Genomic DNA, 17,681 nt, shown 5'->3' with positions numbered 1-17,681 from the left:
ATTAGTTTATTTATATTGTAATTTTAACTTCCTATTCAAATACTTTCGCAAAACGCCGGATAAGACAGGAAAGGTAAGAATCAGCCCTCCCCAAAAACGCACCATTAAGTGTTCAGGGGATAAATGTAAATGTTGTTTTTTTACACTTACCAATTTACCAAGAATCTGACCTTCTTCAATGGGCTTGTCGAACCCCAGGTTTGTATCCCCTTTTAGAATAAATACATGTTGGTAATTAATTATTTGTTTCTTTACTAGACGGTGAGCAATCAATTGACCTGTTTTTAATTTGAATAAAACGACATCCCCTTTTTTTAATTCGGAAGGATGACAAGGTGAAAATCTGCATATATCTTCCGTTTGGATATAAGGAAACATACTATTCCCAAAAGCGGGGAGTTCCAACCAACCATCCTTGTTGATGGCTTGTTTCAGAAGTTTAAAGATAGGTTCGTCAATCAACATGTTCGATCAGTCCATATTGAAGTAGATTGTTTAAAAACTCATTGATATCCTTCCTAACTTGGTGTGTATCGTCAATTGCTGAGAATTTTTCCAACAAAGATTTTGTCAGAGTTTCCGCATTCTGTGCTTCCTTTAACAATGACCAGCAATGCCCTCCAACACTATTTAATTTCGTAATAGTACATTGATTGACATTTAGAACAATCCATTCCCCATCAAGCTCTGTTGCCTCACAACTTTCTTTTTGAATATACTGATTCATGATATTAACTCCCAAAAGGTATTATTTTTTTGAAAAAAGAGGTCATAGACTGGTACCTGCATGACTAGCATGGTCATAAGTTTTAAGATTGCTTTAGTTTCTCCCTGGTTCCTTGACCAGAAAAATACTTTGTCCATTAAATGAAGGAGTGCATCTGACTTAACAGATTGAATTCTTTTATTTTGGACTGCCTGGTGAAGAAGTTGAATACTCGCTAGTTCTACCGAACCTTCAAACGGCTCTGCTTCCAGTTCGCTTCGGAATGGAGAATTATATACAGTTACGCCACTTGAGGTGATTTTTAATAGTGTTGCTTCGTCAGAGAGAAGACAGCGTGGAAATGAAAGCTTAGCGGCAGTTGATTTACCAGCGCCAGACTGCCCTGCAAAAATATGTGCCTTTCCCTTTTCAATTACACAGGAGGAATGAAGCAGCAACCCCCAATTATGATGAACAATGAACGAGCTATATAAGTTTGTTAATGCATGCTTTAAGGCAAGTTCATCATAAACTGATATACTTGCAGACTTATATTCTGTATCAACTTCGATTTGGTAATCAGCTCTGCGATAGGTTATTTTATCTCCTTGTTCTGTAATCTCTACTCTATAATCCAAGAAGGGGACACCATAGCCATTATTTATTTTGATGGTCAGATGGGGCATATTTTTTTCTAAATCCATATGGTAGGAGAAGTTTTTTTCAAAAAATTTATATAAGGAATCTGATTCACAAATAATTTGTATGTAATGATCACCAATTTTTGTTAGCAGTGTTTTCATAATGGCCTCCTATAGTAGAATAATAAATTTATGGAAGGAGAAGTAGTAGAATTCATGATTCTATTGTTCCTCCCTCTCCATTAAAACTAAGGATTTGTATTTGGATTGCACTGACCTACACCTATATTGCCACCGCCGTTACCTTTTCCCTTATCATTTCCTTTTCCAGGGGTTCCTGCACCGCATGGCACTGGATTCGGATTGGTAGGTGGGAAGTGTATTCCACCATTTCCTGTTCCGGGATGATCATGTTTTCCCTTACCAGGATTCCAGCTTTGTCCAGTTTCAAAACGGATTGGTTGATGGCTTAAGACTATTGGCTTCTTATAAACACTTTCAGCAATCATTAACTCACCTCCTTTGTTCAAATCAAGCGGTTCATTATAACGAACGCATTAAATAAAAATTAAACCATTACTTTTAAATAATAGGTTTATCATAGCAACATCTTAATATATACATAAATATAACCTAATTATCATTCGTTTTAAAGAACAAATATTCGACAAATCCTGTATTCTCCTAAGGAGCAAAGCTATAAACTGTACGAAATTCTTCCAATAAAATTTTAAAAATTTAGTTTTAATATCTTTGAAAATTTAGTAGATGAGGCAGCAAAATAATTAATATTCCTGCAACAATTGAAGTAACAGTTGTATCAATAACTGTTCTTTAAAATGGTTTTAAACTAATCGTTTAAATATTCAGAATAAAAGTTAGATGAGCGTAAAGGCACAGCCAAAAAATACCGTAAAGCCATTCAAATAAAGGATCTAGAAACCTTTTTGCTATTGCTGAGACACAAATATCCTCCAAAAAAAATCCCTTTTATTTCTAAGATTTTGGGCTTAGAAGTGACCTACAAGCGGTGCAAAATGCATTGTTATCCCTTACAGTAATGAATTGCTTGAGGGACAAATATATAGACTGAATACAATAAAGCGTGTTAAATGTGGCAGTGCAGGACTAAAAATATTAGAAAAACGGGTGCTCTATGGAGCATATTTATTATCGTGAAGAAAGAGAATAAAAATATAACTAGACCATGTATCTACTCATCAAGGCTCCGTAAGAACCATTTTTTGCTTGCCAATATTTTATAAAAAATCAAAATATTTTTTTACTCTTTATAAGAAATATTCATAAAAACATAAGCAAAATATTGTGAAGGCAAATTTCACTTAGAACAAATTTTAGATGAAGTTTTATGTGTTTCAAAAGATATAAAAAAACGGTGCTTGATGAAAAGTATGAAAGCATTTTGGCACAAGCCCCCTTTTTATAATAAAGTGGATCAGGATGTTTTCCATTTATGTATGTATCCTTTCAAAAAGAGGAATGAGAAAATAAATTTATAATACCAGTAATTAATCTAATAAAATCAATATTATTATTTGTTCTTATCATTCATTTTTAATCGTGGTGCCCTTTTACTATTAAAATAGGATTTTTGAGAAGATGGTTGGTAGCCTCTAGTTTTACTAAGTAGTTAATTACTATTTATTTTTATTAATAACATTGTATAGTTCGGGGTAAACTCTGAAAATTAAAAAGCGAATCTTTTCTTTTGTAGATAAATCACTGAAACATCTTTTAAAAAATTCATTAAAATGATTTCTGTACCGTTTTAATAATAATTTTTGTAATTCTTTATCGTTAATATTATTAATAAAAGAAGAAATAGTTAAATTCATCAATATTAGAAAAAAATTATTGTAGATATCCTTGAACCGTTTTTCTTTAAATAACAATAATCTATCTTCATACATATTTAATAAATTCAAGTATCTTAATTTATCTGAATTTTCAGTACTTTTACTGTGAACTAAGCTATTTGGTCTATTGAAATAGTAATACATTCTTTCGTCCGTAATAACATATTTATTTACCTTTTTCATCAAATAACAAATAATTTGTTCATCTTCTCCACGTTTAAAATCAGTCCTAAAATAAAGATTATCAAATAAGTTTTTTTTAAACAGTTTATTGGTAACTACAACTCCTGTTCCATTTATTTCATATTTCGAATCAAACACCGTCTTGATTGCACCAATCTTATCATAAACTCTTATTTCTACATTATTTTTTGGGGGTTCAGCATAATTACTAGTCCAACAACCTCTTAAAAAGCATGCTGAAACATCTGCATTATTCTTTTTAAGTAAAGAATATAAACGTTCATACATCTCAGGATGAATATAGTCATCAGAATCAACAAACGCTATATAATTACCTGTGGAAGCATCAATCCCCGTGTTCCTTGCTGCACTCACTCCCTGGTTTTTTTGTGTAATTACTTTTATTCTTCTATCTTTAAAAGCGAATTCTTCAGAAATCTTCAAACTATTGTCGTTAGACCCGTCATCAATAAGAATAATTTCAAGATTTTTATAAGTCTGTCGACAAATTGAATATAAACACCGCTCAAGATATGGCTCAACATTATAAATAGGTACAATAATAGATATTTTCTCACTTTGTAAATTTTCCACCATAGCTATCACCTGTTTCTTTTTTTATATTAAGGAATTTTAGATTAATAATGAAATTACCCTTAAAGGCCAAACTTAAAATTTTTTATTAAGATAACCAATTTTATGGAATAAAATATTTTTTATTCGCTGCCTTTTTGATTTCCTAATCCATTTTTCTAATAATAAGCGTTCTATTAATATATTTATATTGTCATCAATCATATATTTGTTTATTTTGTTAAACCCATTATTTGCAATTCGATTCCTTTCTTCTGAATTTGAAAGATAGAAATCTATTTTTTGTATCATATTATGAATATAAAAAGAATCATAATCTTCCCCTTCTACAAATGGATACGAATCAGAAATTTTTTCAGTTAGTACAAACCTTTTGTTTGCTATATATTCATACATACGAGGCGATTCATAAACTAAGCAGTTATCAAAATGAAGATTCAAACAAATTTTACTAGATAACATCGCTTTTTCTTTTTCTGATCCCCATATTTCGTATTTAGGGAATACATTATAATGTTCAGTTAATAATCTCAACAATTTCTCTCTTCTATCATGAATGCCAGTAGCCCATCCAATAAAAAATAAGTCATACTTTTCTTCTATAGTTGGATACTTATCAATATATTGCATTGAATTAAAATTACAATGTGGAAAAAAGTAAATGTTATCGTATCTTTTACTCAAAAACCTGTAAGAGGAAGGTGACCATTCAAACATCAAATCATACTTTTTTATATATTTTTGTAATTTCTTATAATTTTTCAATCCCATTTCTAAACAATAAACTTCATTATTTACAATCTGTTCGGTTTGGATTCCAGCATAAATATAATTTTGATATTTGAAATTGTTATAATCAAATTGAAATGGATTAATTATTAGAAAAACATCAGGGTTAAAATCATATTCTATATGATCAAAACCTTGAGCTTCAAAGCCGAAACAATTAATTGCATTAACTAACGCATCTCTATAAGGAACAAAATGGTTACCTTTACCAATCACCGCAATTCGTAAAAAGTAATCTTTAAAGTTAATTCTTAAATCGGTATTATTATCAAATTTATTTAATTGATTTTGTTTAGATTTTATTTCTTCCATTTTTTTCTTCCTTTCTTGTTCTAAATATATACAATTATCGGTACTTCTATTTCAAATTAGGATGTTTGTATTAATTTGTTTTTTGTAGATACCAACCTTCCTTTACTAACTTTGTATACAATATCACAATTCTCAATAGTACTTAACCGATGAGCAATTATTATCAAGGTTTTTTCACCCTTTAGTCCATCAATTGCTTTCATAATTTCTCTTTCAGTTTCATTATCCAAGGCAGACGTAGCCTCATCCATAAAAATAATTTCTGGGTTGTGGTATAAAGCACGTGCAATTCCTATGCGTTGACGTTGTCCCCCGGAAAGTCTAACACCACGTTCCCCTACTTTAGTTTCCAATTTTTCAGGAAGCGATTCCACGAACTCCCTTAACTGTGCCTCTTCTAATGCTCTCCATACATCTTGATCATTAATCTCATCTATCTCTAGACCAAAGGCTACATTTGCTCGTATGGTATCATCTGATAAGAATATTGACTGTGGGATATATCCAATCTTTTTTTGCCATAATGCTTGTTGATCAATTAAATCTTTTCCATCAACTGAGATTCTCCCCTTTTCCGGTCGAAATAACCCCAAAATAATATCAACAATTGTAGTTTTTCCTGCTCCTGACTCTCCAATAAAAGCGACTGCTTGCCCTATAGGAATGGTTAAAGAGATATCTTTGAGAGAATACTCCTTCTGATTAGGATATCGAAAAAATACTTGATTTAAAGAGATTTCATTATTAAAAGATTTTTTTCTATTTAAGGCAAGATTTACACTATCAAATCGGCTATATTCATCAGTATTTGGATTGTCCTCCCTATTCATATAAAGATCATCAAAAACAACTGTTAGAGCTGGTTGACTATAACGAATTGATGTTAAAAGTGAAACTACTCTACTAATTGAAGGCATTAGTCGGAATGCAGCCATTGCAAATAAAGCCATTGTTGATATAAGATTTGATGAATCAGTTCCTTGGATTATTATTATTAACATAGTAATTAACACAATTATGACAAGCATTGTTTCAATAAAATATCTAGGAACTTGCCCCAGCAAACTCATAAAAATGTTATTTTTCACGTTTATGCTACTTTGATTAGAATACGCATTTATAAAAAATTTTTCTTTACCTGAAACCTTTATTTCCTTACTTGCTCCTAAGCCTTGATTAACCCATTTAATCATCGCCCCACTAACTACTTGTTGCTCCTTTCCTAATTCACTAATTTTCTGTCGGAAAAATCTAAAGAATAATATTACACTACTAGATAATAAAATTGATGCTGTAACAGTTGCAATTGGCTGGGTTATTATTAATATTGACAATATAAAAACAATGACAAGTAACTCGGTTAATAGTTGGAAAGCAGATAAAATAATCCCTTGGAACACTCTTGGAACTTCCCCATTAACATTTCGAAGTAATTCAGCAGTGTTTCTTTGTATATGGAATGTATATGGTTTTTTAAGATATTCTTCAAACAACCTGCTAGAGAGTTTAACTTGCTGATTTAAAATAACTTTATTTTGTGCATACTGAAAAAAAAGTAAATATATATTTTTAAAAATAAAAACAAATAGTAATAAAATGACAGAAAATATAATGAAATTTGTATCTGAACTAAAATGAAAGTAACTATATAAAAATGATAGGTTTTTTTGTTTATGAATAGTTTCTGGATTTGTTACTATCCCAACAAAAGGGACAATTGATGTAATTCCTAAGGTTTCTAAAAAAGCAGCTATTATCATCATTAATAAAAGTGCTAACATCTTTCTTTTTTCTCTTTTATTAAAAAGCAAAATGATTTTCCTCACTGAATCTTTCATTTTTACACCTCAATTAAATATAAATTTACACTATTCTAAAGAAACTAATAATTATTTAAGGATTTAAGAAATTGTATTAAGATTTATAAGTATTTGGTCATAATATTTTTTATTTATTAATTCTTCTTCAAAAACTCCTCCATTTACTTCGTTTACAAATTTATTTTTTACAGGTTCTTTTTTAGTTGCTCCTTTTAGATACCATTCATATTCAACATCAATATGCCCAATGTCTATTGCTTGAAAGCCCTCTTTGTATAAGTCATATGATAATACTGTTGCTGAAGGTCCCAATGCAATTAATATTAAAGTGTCCTTTTTAAACGTCTTTAAATATTCAAGAATACTTTTATAAATTGAAAAAGCATCCCTTTTAGGACAAAGTATTCTTCTAATTGAATTTGCATTATCAAATAAGTCATTACCTACTCCTAATCGACTAAACTCACCTTCCACCAAAACAATATCTCGATTATTCCAAATCTTTTTTAGGTTATTAAAAAAGTACTTGCTTTTACTTTGATCCTGATAACATAAATAACAGCGACTAATAAATGCATTATAATATTTTTTTTGCATCCTTAAGTTTTTGTACCATTTTAATCTAAAATATATTAAATGGTCTTTCCAAGCTTTTGCATAGGTTTTTGTATATTGAGTATTGTCCTTAAAAATATCTGGTATACACACAATATGATTATCTTCATTACTAACTAATAATTCTTTTAATCTTTGCTCAAGTAAAGATGAATGCTTCTGGAAAGATATATCTCTTCCAGCAATTAATTTTAATTCTCCATCACCATATCTACTCACTGAACATTTTTCTTTAATAATTTTTTCAATTGTTTGATCAATAGTACTTACATAAGGAGGCCTAACTACTTTAATTACACAATTATCTACGAGTGTGAGATATGCTTTTTTAATATTTAACAAAATATTAAAAGAGTAATTCCACACATTAACAAGTATATTCTTCCCAACAAAATCTCTCATTTTCTATCGACCCCCTTTTTTAATTGGTATTTTACTAAATTCTTGTAACAATAATGGATATATTTTTAGTCTTAAAGCCATGTAATATATATATTCTTTTATATTCTCACATTTATAAAATAACCCAATTTCTTTTAGACTATCTGCTATCATTTCATTATTTACAATTCTACGAAGGGAGATATTTATTTTTTCTATACCTACACTTTTTAAATTGTGTTTAATAAGTTTAAATATATTATTAATGTAATAATATGCCATATCCTTCCTAAAATGTTTTGAGTCTAGAAGGCCATACTCTATAGAAAGTCTTTTTCGAACTTGATATTGAATAATTAAGCTATTTTCCAAATTTGGCTTGTAAGTTGATCGCATCAAACTGTCTGGATTATTTACTCTATAAAAATAAAGATATTCAGGTACTGCAATTAATCTTTTTGATTTTAAAAAGACCTCCAAATTAAAAATAACATCTTCTCCAATAAAAACTTGTTCATTGAATCGGATGTTTTTTTCTTTAATTAATTTTAAATTGTATATATTTCTCCATACAAAGCAAAGATCATTTTTAGAATGAATATTGGGTGAACTTAATAAAAAGTCTTTTCCAGACATAATGTTATTTAACATATAATTTGGAGTGATTATATTGTTGGTAGGTACTGTTTTATATCCACTTACGACAACATCACATTTTTTTTTTCAACTATGTTATATAAACTTTCTAAATAATTCTCACAAATTTGATCATCTGGATCTATGAATACTATGTATTTCCCTGTTGAAACTTCTATCCCCGCATTTCTTGCACTGCTTAAACCGCCATTTTTCTTGTTTACTACATTTATCCTGTCGTCCTTTAAAGAATATTCATTACAGATATCCAAGCAATTATCTGTAGAACCATCATTAACAAGGATTAACTCAAAATCAGAAAATGGCTGTTCTAGAATAGTATCAAGACAAGCCGGTAAATACCTTTCGACATTATAAATTGGTACAACAATTGAAATCTTAGGATTATTACTTTTCATTTTTTCCACCCCTGCGAAATCTTTTAATTATATTACTCTCCTTTTACCGACCAGTTAAAAGCTTTTTACAACTTACTAACATGAATGCTGATAAGATTATAATGGGATTTACCTCCAAATATTTAGCTGCTTTCCTTAATCCTAATTTTTCTTTTACAAGCTCAAAATATAAATTATAATATGATAACTTCCCTTTAAAGTTACACTGGTAATACTTAATTTGTTGATTTATGTAATATGCAGTTCCTCTAGGATTATTTGCAAAGATAATCTTCATATTATTGGTTAAACCATCATTAAGGTAATTACATATATAAATAGTTTTATTAAACCATCTGATTTTGTATCCATCTGCTGCCATTCGATTCCAAACCGTTGCTTCTGTTATAAAATTTTCATCTTCAAACTCTTTAAATTTATACTTTTGTAATAACTTTGTATAAAAAACCTCTGCTTTATCACCTGTTATATTTTTTTTGTTACGTTCCAGTGATGAGGCATCTATATATTCTCCCTCAAAAGTAGTACCCCAAAGGTCAGTTTTACTTTTTCCTCTATTTCCTGAAACACCACAAAACTCCTCTTTGTTTTCAATTGTGCCTTCCCACTGAACGATGCTTTCTAATGCATCTTCTGTTAAATAATCATCAGAATCCACAATGAAAAATAATTCACCGGAAGCTAAATCTGTTGCTTTATTAATTGCTCTATGTTTTCCACCATTTTCAACTCGATGATATCGAATATGGAGTTTATTCTCTCTTATCCAATTATTAAATAATTCAGCAGTATTATCAGTAGAACCGTCATCAATCACTAACCATTCAAAATTGGTATATGTTTGGCTTTGTAAGGAATTGTATAAATTTTCAAGAATATAGGCTCTGTTAAAAGTAGGTGTAAAGACTGTGATTTTCAATTGAAATCTCCTTTCTAAAAAAGCAGACTACTGTGCATTTATAAATATTTCACTATACAATAGATTGTTTCTTACTATACTGATCAAGTTCCAAAGTTCTATTACTTTTATATAGACTTAAAACCCTAATACAAAAACCTTGTGTAAACGGAAGTAAACCAAAATCTTGTGAATACACACCTATATCTTTGGTATCACCTTGTGAAAAATCAACAGCCCCGTTTCTTCTAGTCACTTTCATTAGGAACTTTATGGCTCTTTCACTACTTTCCAAACAAACTTCTGAAATTTCCTTAATAGTAGCTGCATTTAACAAAAACCATGCAAGTGTAGCTGTTGTAGATGAATCTGTTCTTGTTTCCTTCCGGGTTACTGTCCACGTCCAGCTCCCATCTTCTAGTTGAAATTCAGTAACTGCTTTAGCGTACTTTTTTATAATTTCCTCTAGTTTCAATTTGTAGATATGATTGTTGGGTAGTTCGTTCCAGGAATCTATAAGGCCTATTGCCAACCACCCCAATCCTCTACCCCATCCATATAAACCCATCGGAATCTTTTTATTCACTTCGTAGGTATGACATGGGATATAATAGCCACTTAACATTCCAAATTTTTCGTATTCAATAATCTGTTTTACAGCTAACTCTACACAATCCAATTTGTTGTATTCAACACCATACTTAATTAAAAATGGACATATAAAACCGATAGTATCAACATAACGATAATCTTTCATTGATTTTCTATATTGTACTGTTCCATCTATCCCAATATGCTCTTTGATGAGTTGCCACGTATAATCAAAAGCCTTCCTATATTTATCTTTATCAAAGCCCTCTAAATTCATCACTGCATAGGAAAGGATTGCAGAATCGATTTCTCTAGGTTTAACATTCCAATCACCTTGAGAATTAAATTTTTTCTGAAGAAATTTGTTTATCGCTAGCTGGACTTTTTCATCCTGATCAAACATTAACGTTTCATTTAATCCTAGTAGCAATGCTGCTTCTTGCCAATATTGAATAGTACTTTTAGAGTAATTCCCTTTCAACATATCTAAGACAATTAATCTTGTATTATCGGTAACTTTAATTTTTGGAATGTTACATAACCAGCTAACAGCTTTGCTAGTGATGGAAATCTTCCAAACAAAAAAATCCTGATGTCTTCCAATATGAATTCTTGAAAGCCAATTATTAAATTTAGGGATTAAATCAATGATAAATACTAAAAATAAAATAAAGACAATGATGGCTGAAAAAATATTAAAAATCATAAATTATATTCCCTTTCTAATATTAATTTCACTATTTCACATAACCAAAGGAGTTGTTTAAATCTTTGAACATTTGATTGCACATTTCGTTTGTAATCCCTCCACCAATCGTCCATCTCCAATCATAAACATGTGAGGCTTCTAATTCTTTCTTATGTTTTTCAATATAGTCATTTGTTTTTCCAATAATCCTTGCTGGGTTTCCTGCAACAATACAACCTTCTGGAACAGATTTAGTTACTACACTCCCAGCTGCTATCACAGCATTTTTTCCGATTATAACGCCAGGCATAATTAATGCTCTTGCTCCAACAAATACATTGTCTTCAATAATTATTTTTGCAATTTTTGTATAGTCTAGATACCTTTTTGTACTTGCATCATGTGCCAGCAAATATACTTGGGGAGCAAAGGTTACATTATCCCCAATTTGAATTAACCAGCAATGAGCATAATCAATTGTGCTTGCAGTTAACCCATGACAATTCTTCCCTACCTTCATTCCTCTATCTATACAGGCTTTAACCGTTAAATCTTCGGGCGTTATTTTTCCTAACTTTATCATTAAAGACTTTACAAAACGATTAACCATGTTTCACCACTCTCCATATTAAAAACTTACAACAAAAAAACACTCAAATTTTTGTTGAGTGTTTTAAGCCTCTATAAGTTCATACAATTTATTAATTTCATCTTCCGTACCATAGTTTCTTTCTTGTAAATTCTCAGAAAATGAATTTATTAAATCCCTGTTCACAATCAACTTTTCAAGATTTTCTGCAATTGAAATAGGGTCCATATGTGAAATGAGACCAGTTTCTCCATGTATAATATGATTACCTGCTGTACTAAAGTTTGTTAAAAGTATTGGTTTTGCTAAGACTTTCGCTTCTTCAATTGCTATTGATTTCCCTTCAAACCTTGAAGTCTGAATGTAAATATCTGAATGCTTGATATATGGATATGGGTTATCCTTCACTCCCAGTAAAACCACGTTGTTATCTAGATTTTTTTCCTTTATTCTTTTTTCTAATTCTCCTCTCATATTTCCTTCACCTATTAAAAACCACGTTACAACGTATCCTTTTTTCACCAAGATTTCAATTGCATCTAATGATAGGTCCAGTCCCTTTTCTTTTGCCAATCGCCCAACAGAAACAATTGATATCTGATTATTATACTCATCCATAAAGTTAGCCTTTTCTAAAGACAGGCTTCTAATCATACTGGTTGAAATTATATTGTGGATACAACGCATTTTTTCTCCATGTTCAGGGAAAATCTCTTTTATCTGATTTTCCAATTCATCTGATACGGTAATCAGATAATCTAAATGTTGGAAGTATCTTTGATCTATATATTGATTTACTCCTAACTTTCGATAATCTGTATGTATCCATCCTAGTTTCTTTTTAGCATTAACTAGGTCAATACAAAAGTAAATTGGTGACTTTTCTTGGTAGCCAATCGCAACATCATATTCTTTATGAAGCTTTTCCAAAGAGTTTGATAAATATCTCCAAATTTTCTGTTCTATAACCGACCCATTTTTTTCTGTTTTTGCGAAGTAGCCCAACCTTATCCTGTTTAACGCCACCCTTAATTTGCCCTTTTTAACTAGTTCACTGATAGACTTCTTTATTGGCATATCAAAGTATTGGTAATTTACTGGTTCAGGCAATAAATTGACTTCATCGGGAACCTTACTTAAAAAGATACCTTCATGCTTAAAAAGGAACAAGTCTACATTGTATTTTCCATAGTCAATTGAGTTTAAAATGGAGATTAATGATTTTTCTGCTCCACCACAATTTAAATTATTTAAGATAAATAGGATATTTTTTTTCATTTTTGTCACTCGTTTATTAAATGATATAGTTTGTTTACCTCTTCTTCTGTTCCAAGATTTTGCATATTTAAATTAGAAACAAACGTTTCTTTAAGTCCATGACTGTTTATAATTTTTTCAATCCCTAGAGTTAAACCTTCCTCGTTCATATCAACTATAAGGCCAGTCATTTCATTTTGTATTTGATCTTTAGCCGTTTCAAAATTTGTAACAACAATTGGTTTACCTAAAATTTTCGCCTCATCTAGTGCAATAGATTTCCCTTCATACCTAGAAGGCTGAACATATATATCAGATTGTTTCAAATAAGGATATGGGTTTTCCTTATTTCCTAATAGCTTAAAGTGTGCACAAAGCCCATTACCATCTATTAATTTTTGAAGTTTGATTCTGGAATCTCCTTCTCCTAAAACAATCCATTTTATCCTATAACCTTTATTCACAAGTAATTTACAGGCATTAATCGCCAAGTCTATTCCCTTTTCTTCACTGAGTCGGCCAATTGTACAAATATGGGTGAACCCTTTGTCAAATCTGAAATCAATGACCCTATTTTCTGCAAGTCTATTAATCACTTTAGGTGAAACAATATTATAAATAACTTTGGTTTTGTTCTTTAGGCCATCAATATTCTCATTTAATGATTTGGCACATTGTTCTGAAACGGTGACAATAAAATTTAATTGGTCAAAATATGGTGCATCAAAATTCTTATCCATTCCTGAATCTGAATAATTAGTATGAATCCATCCTATTTTCTTTTTAGCTATAACTTTATCGACCACAAAATAGATGGATGATTTTTCTAAATAGCCAATTGCAACATCATACTCTTTATCAAGACTCTTAATTGCTCTACTTACGTATTTCCATGTATATTGTTCGGATACTGAATTATTTTTTATCATTCTGTTCAAAATAGTGAACATTATTCTACAAAAAAACAAATTAAACTGCTGTCTTTTCAGGAAAGTAATCATTGATTTTGTAAATCTGTTAAAGAAGACTTCATAATCATCAGCTAAACTTAAAACATTAACATTACTAGGTATGGAATTCACAAAAATTCCGTTCATTTTAAACATACACAAATCAACATTATATGAAGAAAAGTCTATTTGAGATAATAGATTGATTAAACTCTTTTCTCCTCCCCCAGCAGATAAGCTTGGAATAACAAATAATACATTCTTCTTTTCCATATTTTACCTCGCATTATCGCACTAGCTCATTTAAATAATCAGCTGCTTTATAGGACATTTTCTTTACATTTGGAATAGCTGTTTTCAACTGATCTCTAATCGCCTTTTCTTCTTGGATCATCCGGTTAAAGTTTTCCATTAATTTACTTTTATCAGAAATTTCATTTATTCCTAGAACTAGTTTTTCGTCACCAAATATATCTTTAGCAATCCCTCTAGACTTGACGCTATAACCTAAAACCATAGTGGGTACATAACTCGAATACGCAGCTATGGTTGCATGGGTTCTTGCACCAATAAAAAATCTCATCCTACCAATATAGCCCTTATACTGTGGGGCGTTCAAATCATTGGGTAAGATGAGAACTCTACCAGTGTGTTTAAATTCTTCATAATACTTGTTTAATACCTCGTAATCATTATTCCCTTCATCTATTACATGAGGTGTAAGCGCGATTGTCATATCCGTTGAGTTTAAAATATGATGAATTAATTCTCTTACTGCTGCTTGAGATTTCATATTTCTTTTCCACACAAGCGGGCTGAAATTTAAGCCAGTTGTATTTCCTTCTTGCCAGCCTTCTGGTAATTCTAATTCTTCCCTTTCCATTGTAAAAGCTGGGTCAGCAACTAACTTCATGTTTTTTAAGCCTTTACTTTTCAATAATTCATAAGTCAGTGTTTCACGAGCTAGGATTAAATCAAATAATTTTAAATCAGCTAGTTTTTGCTCAGATAAATCTTCTTCCCCAATTGAGCATCCCCATAACACTAGTTTTTTTCCTTGCTTTTTTATCCGTCTGTCCACTTCGTAAAATCCAGGTTGTTCACCATAACAATAATTATCGCCGCCAATAGACAAACAAATATCCATATTTTTTACATACTTAATGATATTTCTATGGATTTTACTGTAAGCATAGGATTCATCCTTAAAGAACTTTACCTTAAAGGATGATAGAAACCATTCATATGAATATCTTTTTATCATTGAGTCCGATCCATCAAATATACCATCTAATTTCGGGATAATTTTATCTGTTTCAGGCTTACCAGAGGACAGATAAACTTTTGAATTATTGGCCTTTTCTTTTATGAGTGTTGCAGTCGACCGGACAATTGCTTCACATCCTCTATTCAAGCTGCCTCCATGTGCAAACATCATGACTTTCATACACATTTCCTCCAGTTTATTTATTTCGCATCCTACTGTACGAGGTTGCACAATAGATTCCAATCACTGATTTTCTTTTAATTAACCTTATTAATAATTTTTCATATCTCCCTAATTCTTTGTACTTCTCATTTATATAAATCTTTATCGCTTCTCGAACTGCAGTATGAGTAATCATATTCTTTATGTATTTATATCTTCTATAGAAACTTAACTCTTTATTTGGACTAAAGTAAATAAACACATAAGCCATTACTGAACGTATTAGCTTAATAGCTTTTAACCTTTTTATCGATACTAAATCTAAATGACTAAAATACTGATCATATATATCTAACTGGTAAACCTCCAATGAGCTTTTAAAATAGTCTTTATTATAGGTACTTCTTGTTGCACTTCCTTCTACCTCTCTATAAAAATAACCCATATAATCTATAAATTTTATCTTTTCCGCTTTGCTAAAGCACTTTAAACAAAAAACTCCATCCTCTCCCAATGCAACTCCTACAGGAAATTGTACATTGGATTGACTAATTAAAGATTTCCTAATGAGTTTAGTACAGACGGAGTTCAGATTATCATCGCTAAGAAAATAGGGAATAATGTTCTTCTGGATATATTCAAAATCTAATATAATGTTTTTATTGAATGGATAATGGCTAAATACCCTTTTGCCTTCCATCCTGCTTTCAAAATTCGAGATGACTATGTCGCAATCTCCATTAACTGCTGAATTATATAAAACTTTGAACATATCTTCTGAAATGTAATCATCCGCATCCACAAATCCTATATATTCCCCTGCTGCAATTGAAAGACCTTTGTTCCTTGCACTACTAACTCCTTGATTGTTCTGTTCAATTAATCTTATACGATTATCCTTTTTGGTGTATTCTTGAATAATCTCATGACTTCTATCGATAGATCCATCATTAATAAAGATAAATTCACAATCAACTAGAGTTTGCGCTAAAAGTGATTCGATACACTGCGAAATATATTTTTCTGCATTATAGACTGGTATGATAACACTGACTTTTACACTCATAACTAATCGCCTCGCACTTAGAACTAACTAATAATTTCATATAATTTTTCTAACTCGTAGCTATTGCTAAAATCCAAATCCTTAATATTATTAACTAATGAATTCTTTAAATCTTTATTGCGATAAAATTCCTCTATTCCATCAGCTATTCCCTTTACACTTAAATCACAAATCATTCCTTCTACCCCGTGATCTATCTGACTTGTTGCTGTCGGATAGTTTGTTATGAGAATTGGTTTCCCAAGTATCTTAGCCTCAGAAACAGTAACTGCTTTTCCCTCATACCTTGACGGTTGCACGTATAGATCACAGTTTTTTATAAACGGATATGGGTTCGTTTTCTTACCTAAAAGGAAGAAACTATCCTTTAAATGTTTTCTTTCAATTAATTCTTCTAATACCTGTTCATAGCCCCCATATCCAATCACATACCACTTGATATTGGTTAAACCTTTATCATGCAGTACTCGTAGAGCTTCAATAGCAAGGTCAAATCCTTTAACATAGGATAATCTTCCAACAGAAACCACAATAAAATTAGAGTTGGTAATCTTTTCAATTGATACCTTTTCCTCCGCCATTTTCTTTATGAATGGAGGAGAAGTAATATTCTCGACAACCGTTACTTTCTTTAACAAAGTTGGATAGGTAGATAGAAAAGACTCTCTACATGCTTCAGATACTGCTGCAATAGAATCAAATTGCTTCCAGACTTTTAGGTCAATCTCATTATCAATTTCTAATTTACTATAGTCAGTGTGAACCCATGCAATCTTCTTCTTAGCCCTTACTTTGTTAGCGATAATGTCATGTGGCCATGCATAACTTATTGCCACATCATACTCTTTTTCTATCTTCGGTAGAAAAAGAGATGAGTACTTTAAAGAGAGCTGCATTTGAATATATCCTGCACCTTCCTCCAATTTTCTCCATTTAGCCTTTAGTTCTGCTATAAATTTTGATATCACTCTAGTAATCGCTAAAGAATAATATCTTTCTTTTAAACAACTTGAGATTGGTTTTCTGAACACAGTATATCTTCCAACCTCCGGTAAAACATTAACTGACTTTGGAATTAAACTCATAAACTCACCGATATGATGGAAAATTAGAAGGTCAACATTGTATTTTTCAAAGTCAAAGCTTTCAAGCATGTTAATTAAACTTCTTTCAATTCCCCCAATTTCCATGTTATAAACAGAAATTAATATATTCTTCTTCATCCTTTTTCCTCACTTAA

General features: G+C 30.8%; 18 protein-coding genes. All 18 read right to left on the bottom strand.

Annotation, left to right across the window (positions count from 1 at the left end; genetic code table 11):
* Nucleotides 1-6: 6 nt before the first annotated feature.
* The 18 genes from AA0X95_RS08530 to AA0X95_RS08445 all read right to left on the bottom strand — a co-directional run bounded on the left by AA0X95_RS08530 (nucleotide 7) and on the right by AA0X95_RS08445 (nucleotide 17,664).
* Nucleotides 7-465, bottom strand: a complete 459-nt coding sequence (locus AA0X95_RS08530; RefSeq protein WP_413307868.1) for a signal peptidase I — start codon at nucleotides 463-465, stop codon at nucleotides 7-9.
* Complete coding sequence (locus AA0X95_RS08525) at nucleotides 455-727, bottom strand: PqqD family protein (protein ID WP_413307865.1); 273 nt, start codon at nucleotides 725-727, stop codon at nucleotides 455-457. Before AA0X95_RS08525 ends, AA0X95_RS08530 begins: the two co-directional genes overlap by 11 nt.
* Nucleotides 724-1,509, bottom strand: a complete 786-nt coding sequence (locus AA0X95_RS08520; protein WP_413307863.1) for a hypothetical protein — start codon at nucleotides 1,507-1,509, stop codon at nucleotides 724-726. Before AA0X95_RS08520 ends, AA0X95_RS08525 begins: the two co-directional genes overlap by 4 nt.
* An 86-nt stretch (nucleotides 1,510-1,595) precedes the next feature.
* On the bottom strand, nucleotides 1,596-1,856 hold the full coding sequence (locus AA0X95_RS08515; protein WP_413307860.1) for a hypothetical protein: 261 nt from the start codon (nucleotides 1,854-1,856) through the stop codon (nucleotides 1,596-1,598).
* Between the two features lie 1,149 nt (nucleotides 1,857-3,005).
* The gene (locus AA0X95_RS08510; protein WP_413307858.1) at nucleotides 3,006-4,004 is read right to left on the bottom strand and encodes a glycosyltransferase; all 999 of its coding nucleotides are present in this window, start codon (nucleotides 4,002-4,004) and stop codon (nucleotides 3,006-3,008) included.
* 72 nt (nucleotides 4,005-4,076) lie between these two features.
* Nucleotides 4,077-5,102, bottom strand: a complete 1,026-nt coding sequence (locus AA0X95_RS08505; protein ID WP_413307855.1) for a glycosyltransferase — start codon at nucleotides 5,100-5,102, stop codon at nucleotides 4,077-4,079.
* 56 nt (nucleotides 5,103-5,158) lie between these two features.
* Entirely contained in the window at nucleotides 5,159-6,940 is a 1,782-nt protein-coding gene (locus tag AA0X95_RS08500; RefSeq protein WP_413307852.1) for an ABC transporter ATP-binding protein, read from the bottom strand.
* Between the two features lie 63 nt (nucleotides 6,941-7,003).
* Nucleotides 7,004-7,939, bottom strand: coding sequence for an SP_1767 family glycosyltransferase (locus tag AA0X95_RS08495; protein WP_413307849.1), 936 nt, complete (start codon nucleotides 7,937-7,939; stop codon nucleotides 7,004-7,006).
* 3 nt (nucleotides 7,940-7,942) lie between these two features.
* The gene (locus tag AA0X95_RS08490) at nucleotides 7,943-8,554 is read right to left on the bottom strand and encodes a hypothetical protein (RefSeq protein ID WP_413307847.1); all 612 of its coding nucleotides are present in this window, start codon (nucleotides 8,552-8,554) and stop codon (nucleotides 7,943-7,945) included.
* A gap of 62 nt (nucleotides 8,555-8,616) precedes the next feature.
* The gene (locus tag AA0X95_RS08485; RefSeq protein ID WP_413307844.1) at nucleotides 8,617-8,973 is read right to left on the bottom strand and encodes a glycosyltransferase family 2 protein; all 357 of its coding nucleotides are present in this window, start codon (nucleotides 8,971-8,973) and stop codon (nucleotides 8,617-8,619) included.
* 43 nt (nucleotides 8,974-9,016) lie between these two features.
* Nucleotides 9,017-9,892, bottom strand: a complete 876-nt coding sequence (locus tag AA0X95_RS08480; protein ID WP_413307841.1) for a glycosyltransferase family 2 protein — start codon at nucleotides 9,890-9,892, stop codon at nucleotides 9,017-9,019.
* A gap of 52 nt (nucleotides 9,893-9,944) precedes the next feature.
* On the bottom strand, nucleotides 9,945-11,168 hold the full coding sequence (locus AA0X95_RS08475; protein WP_413307838.1) for a glycoside hydrolase family 88 protein: 1,224 nt from the start codon (nucleotides 11,166-11,168) through the stop codon (nucleotides 9,945-9,947).
* 31 nt (nucleotides 11,169-11,199) lie between these two features.
* The gene (locus AA0X95_RS08470; RefSeq protein ID WP_413307836.1) at nucleotides 11,200-11,760 is read right to left on the bottom strand and encodes an acyltransferase; all 561 of its coding nucleotides are present in this window, start codon (nucleotides 11,758-11,760) and stop codon (nucleotides 11,200-11,202) included.
* Nucleotides 11,761-11,823: 63 nt separating this feature from the next.
* Entirely contained in the window at nucleotides 11,824-13,017 is a 1,194-nt protein-coding gene (locus tag AA0X95_RS08465; protein WP_413307833.1) for a glycosyltransferase, read from the bottom strand.
* 5 nt (nucleotides 13,018-13,022) lie between these two features.
* The gene (locus AA0X95_RS08460) at nucleotides 13,023-14,219 is read right to left on the bottom strand and encodes a glycosyltransferase (RefSeq protein ID WP_413307830.1); all 1,197 of its coding nucleotides are present in this window, start codon (nucleotides 14,217-14,219) and stop codon (nucleotides 13,023-13,025) included.
* Nucleotides 14,220-14,232: 13 nt separating this feature from the next.
* On the bottom strand, nucleotides 14,233-15,393 hold the full coding sequence (locus AA0X95_RS08455; protein ID WP_413307827.1) for a polysaccharide pyruvyl transferase family protein: 1,161 nt from the start codon (nucleotides 15,391-15,393) through the stop codon (nucleotides 14,233-14,235).
* Between the two features lie 16 nt (nucleotides 15,394-15,409).
* Nucleotides 15,410-16,441, bottom strand: a complete 1,032-nt coding sequence (locus AA0X95_RS08450; protein ID WP_413307825.1) for a glycosyltransferase family 2 protein — start codon at nucleotides 16,439-16,441, stop codon at nucleotides 15,410-15,412.
* Between the two features lie 23 nt (nucleotides 16,442-16,464).
* A complete protein-coding gene (locus tag AA0X95_RS08445) occupies nucleotides 16,465-17,664 on the bottom strand; it encodes a glycosyltransferase (RefSeq protein ID WP_413307823.1) in 1,200 nt (399 codons plus the stop codon).
* Between the last annotated feature and the right edge of the window lie 17 nt (nucleotides 17,665-17,681).

This window comes from Neobacillus phoenicis (genome assembly GCF_047302305.1).
Taxonomy (GTDB): Bacteria; Bacillota; Bacilli; order Bacillales; family Cytobacillaceae; genus Neobacillus.
This window is presented reverse-complemented; position numbering and strand designations above follow the sequence as displayed.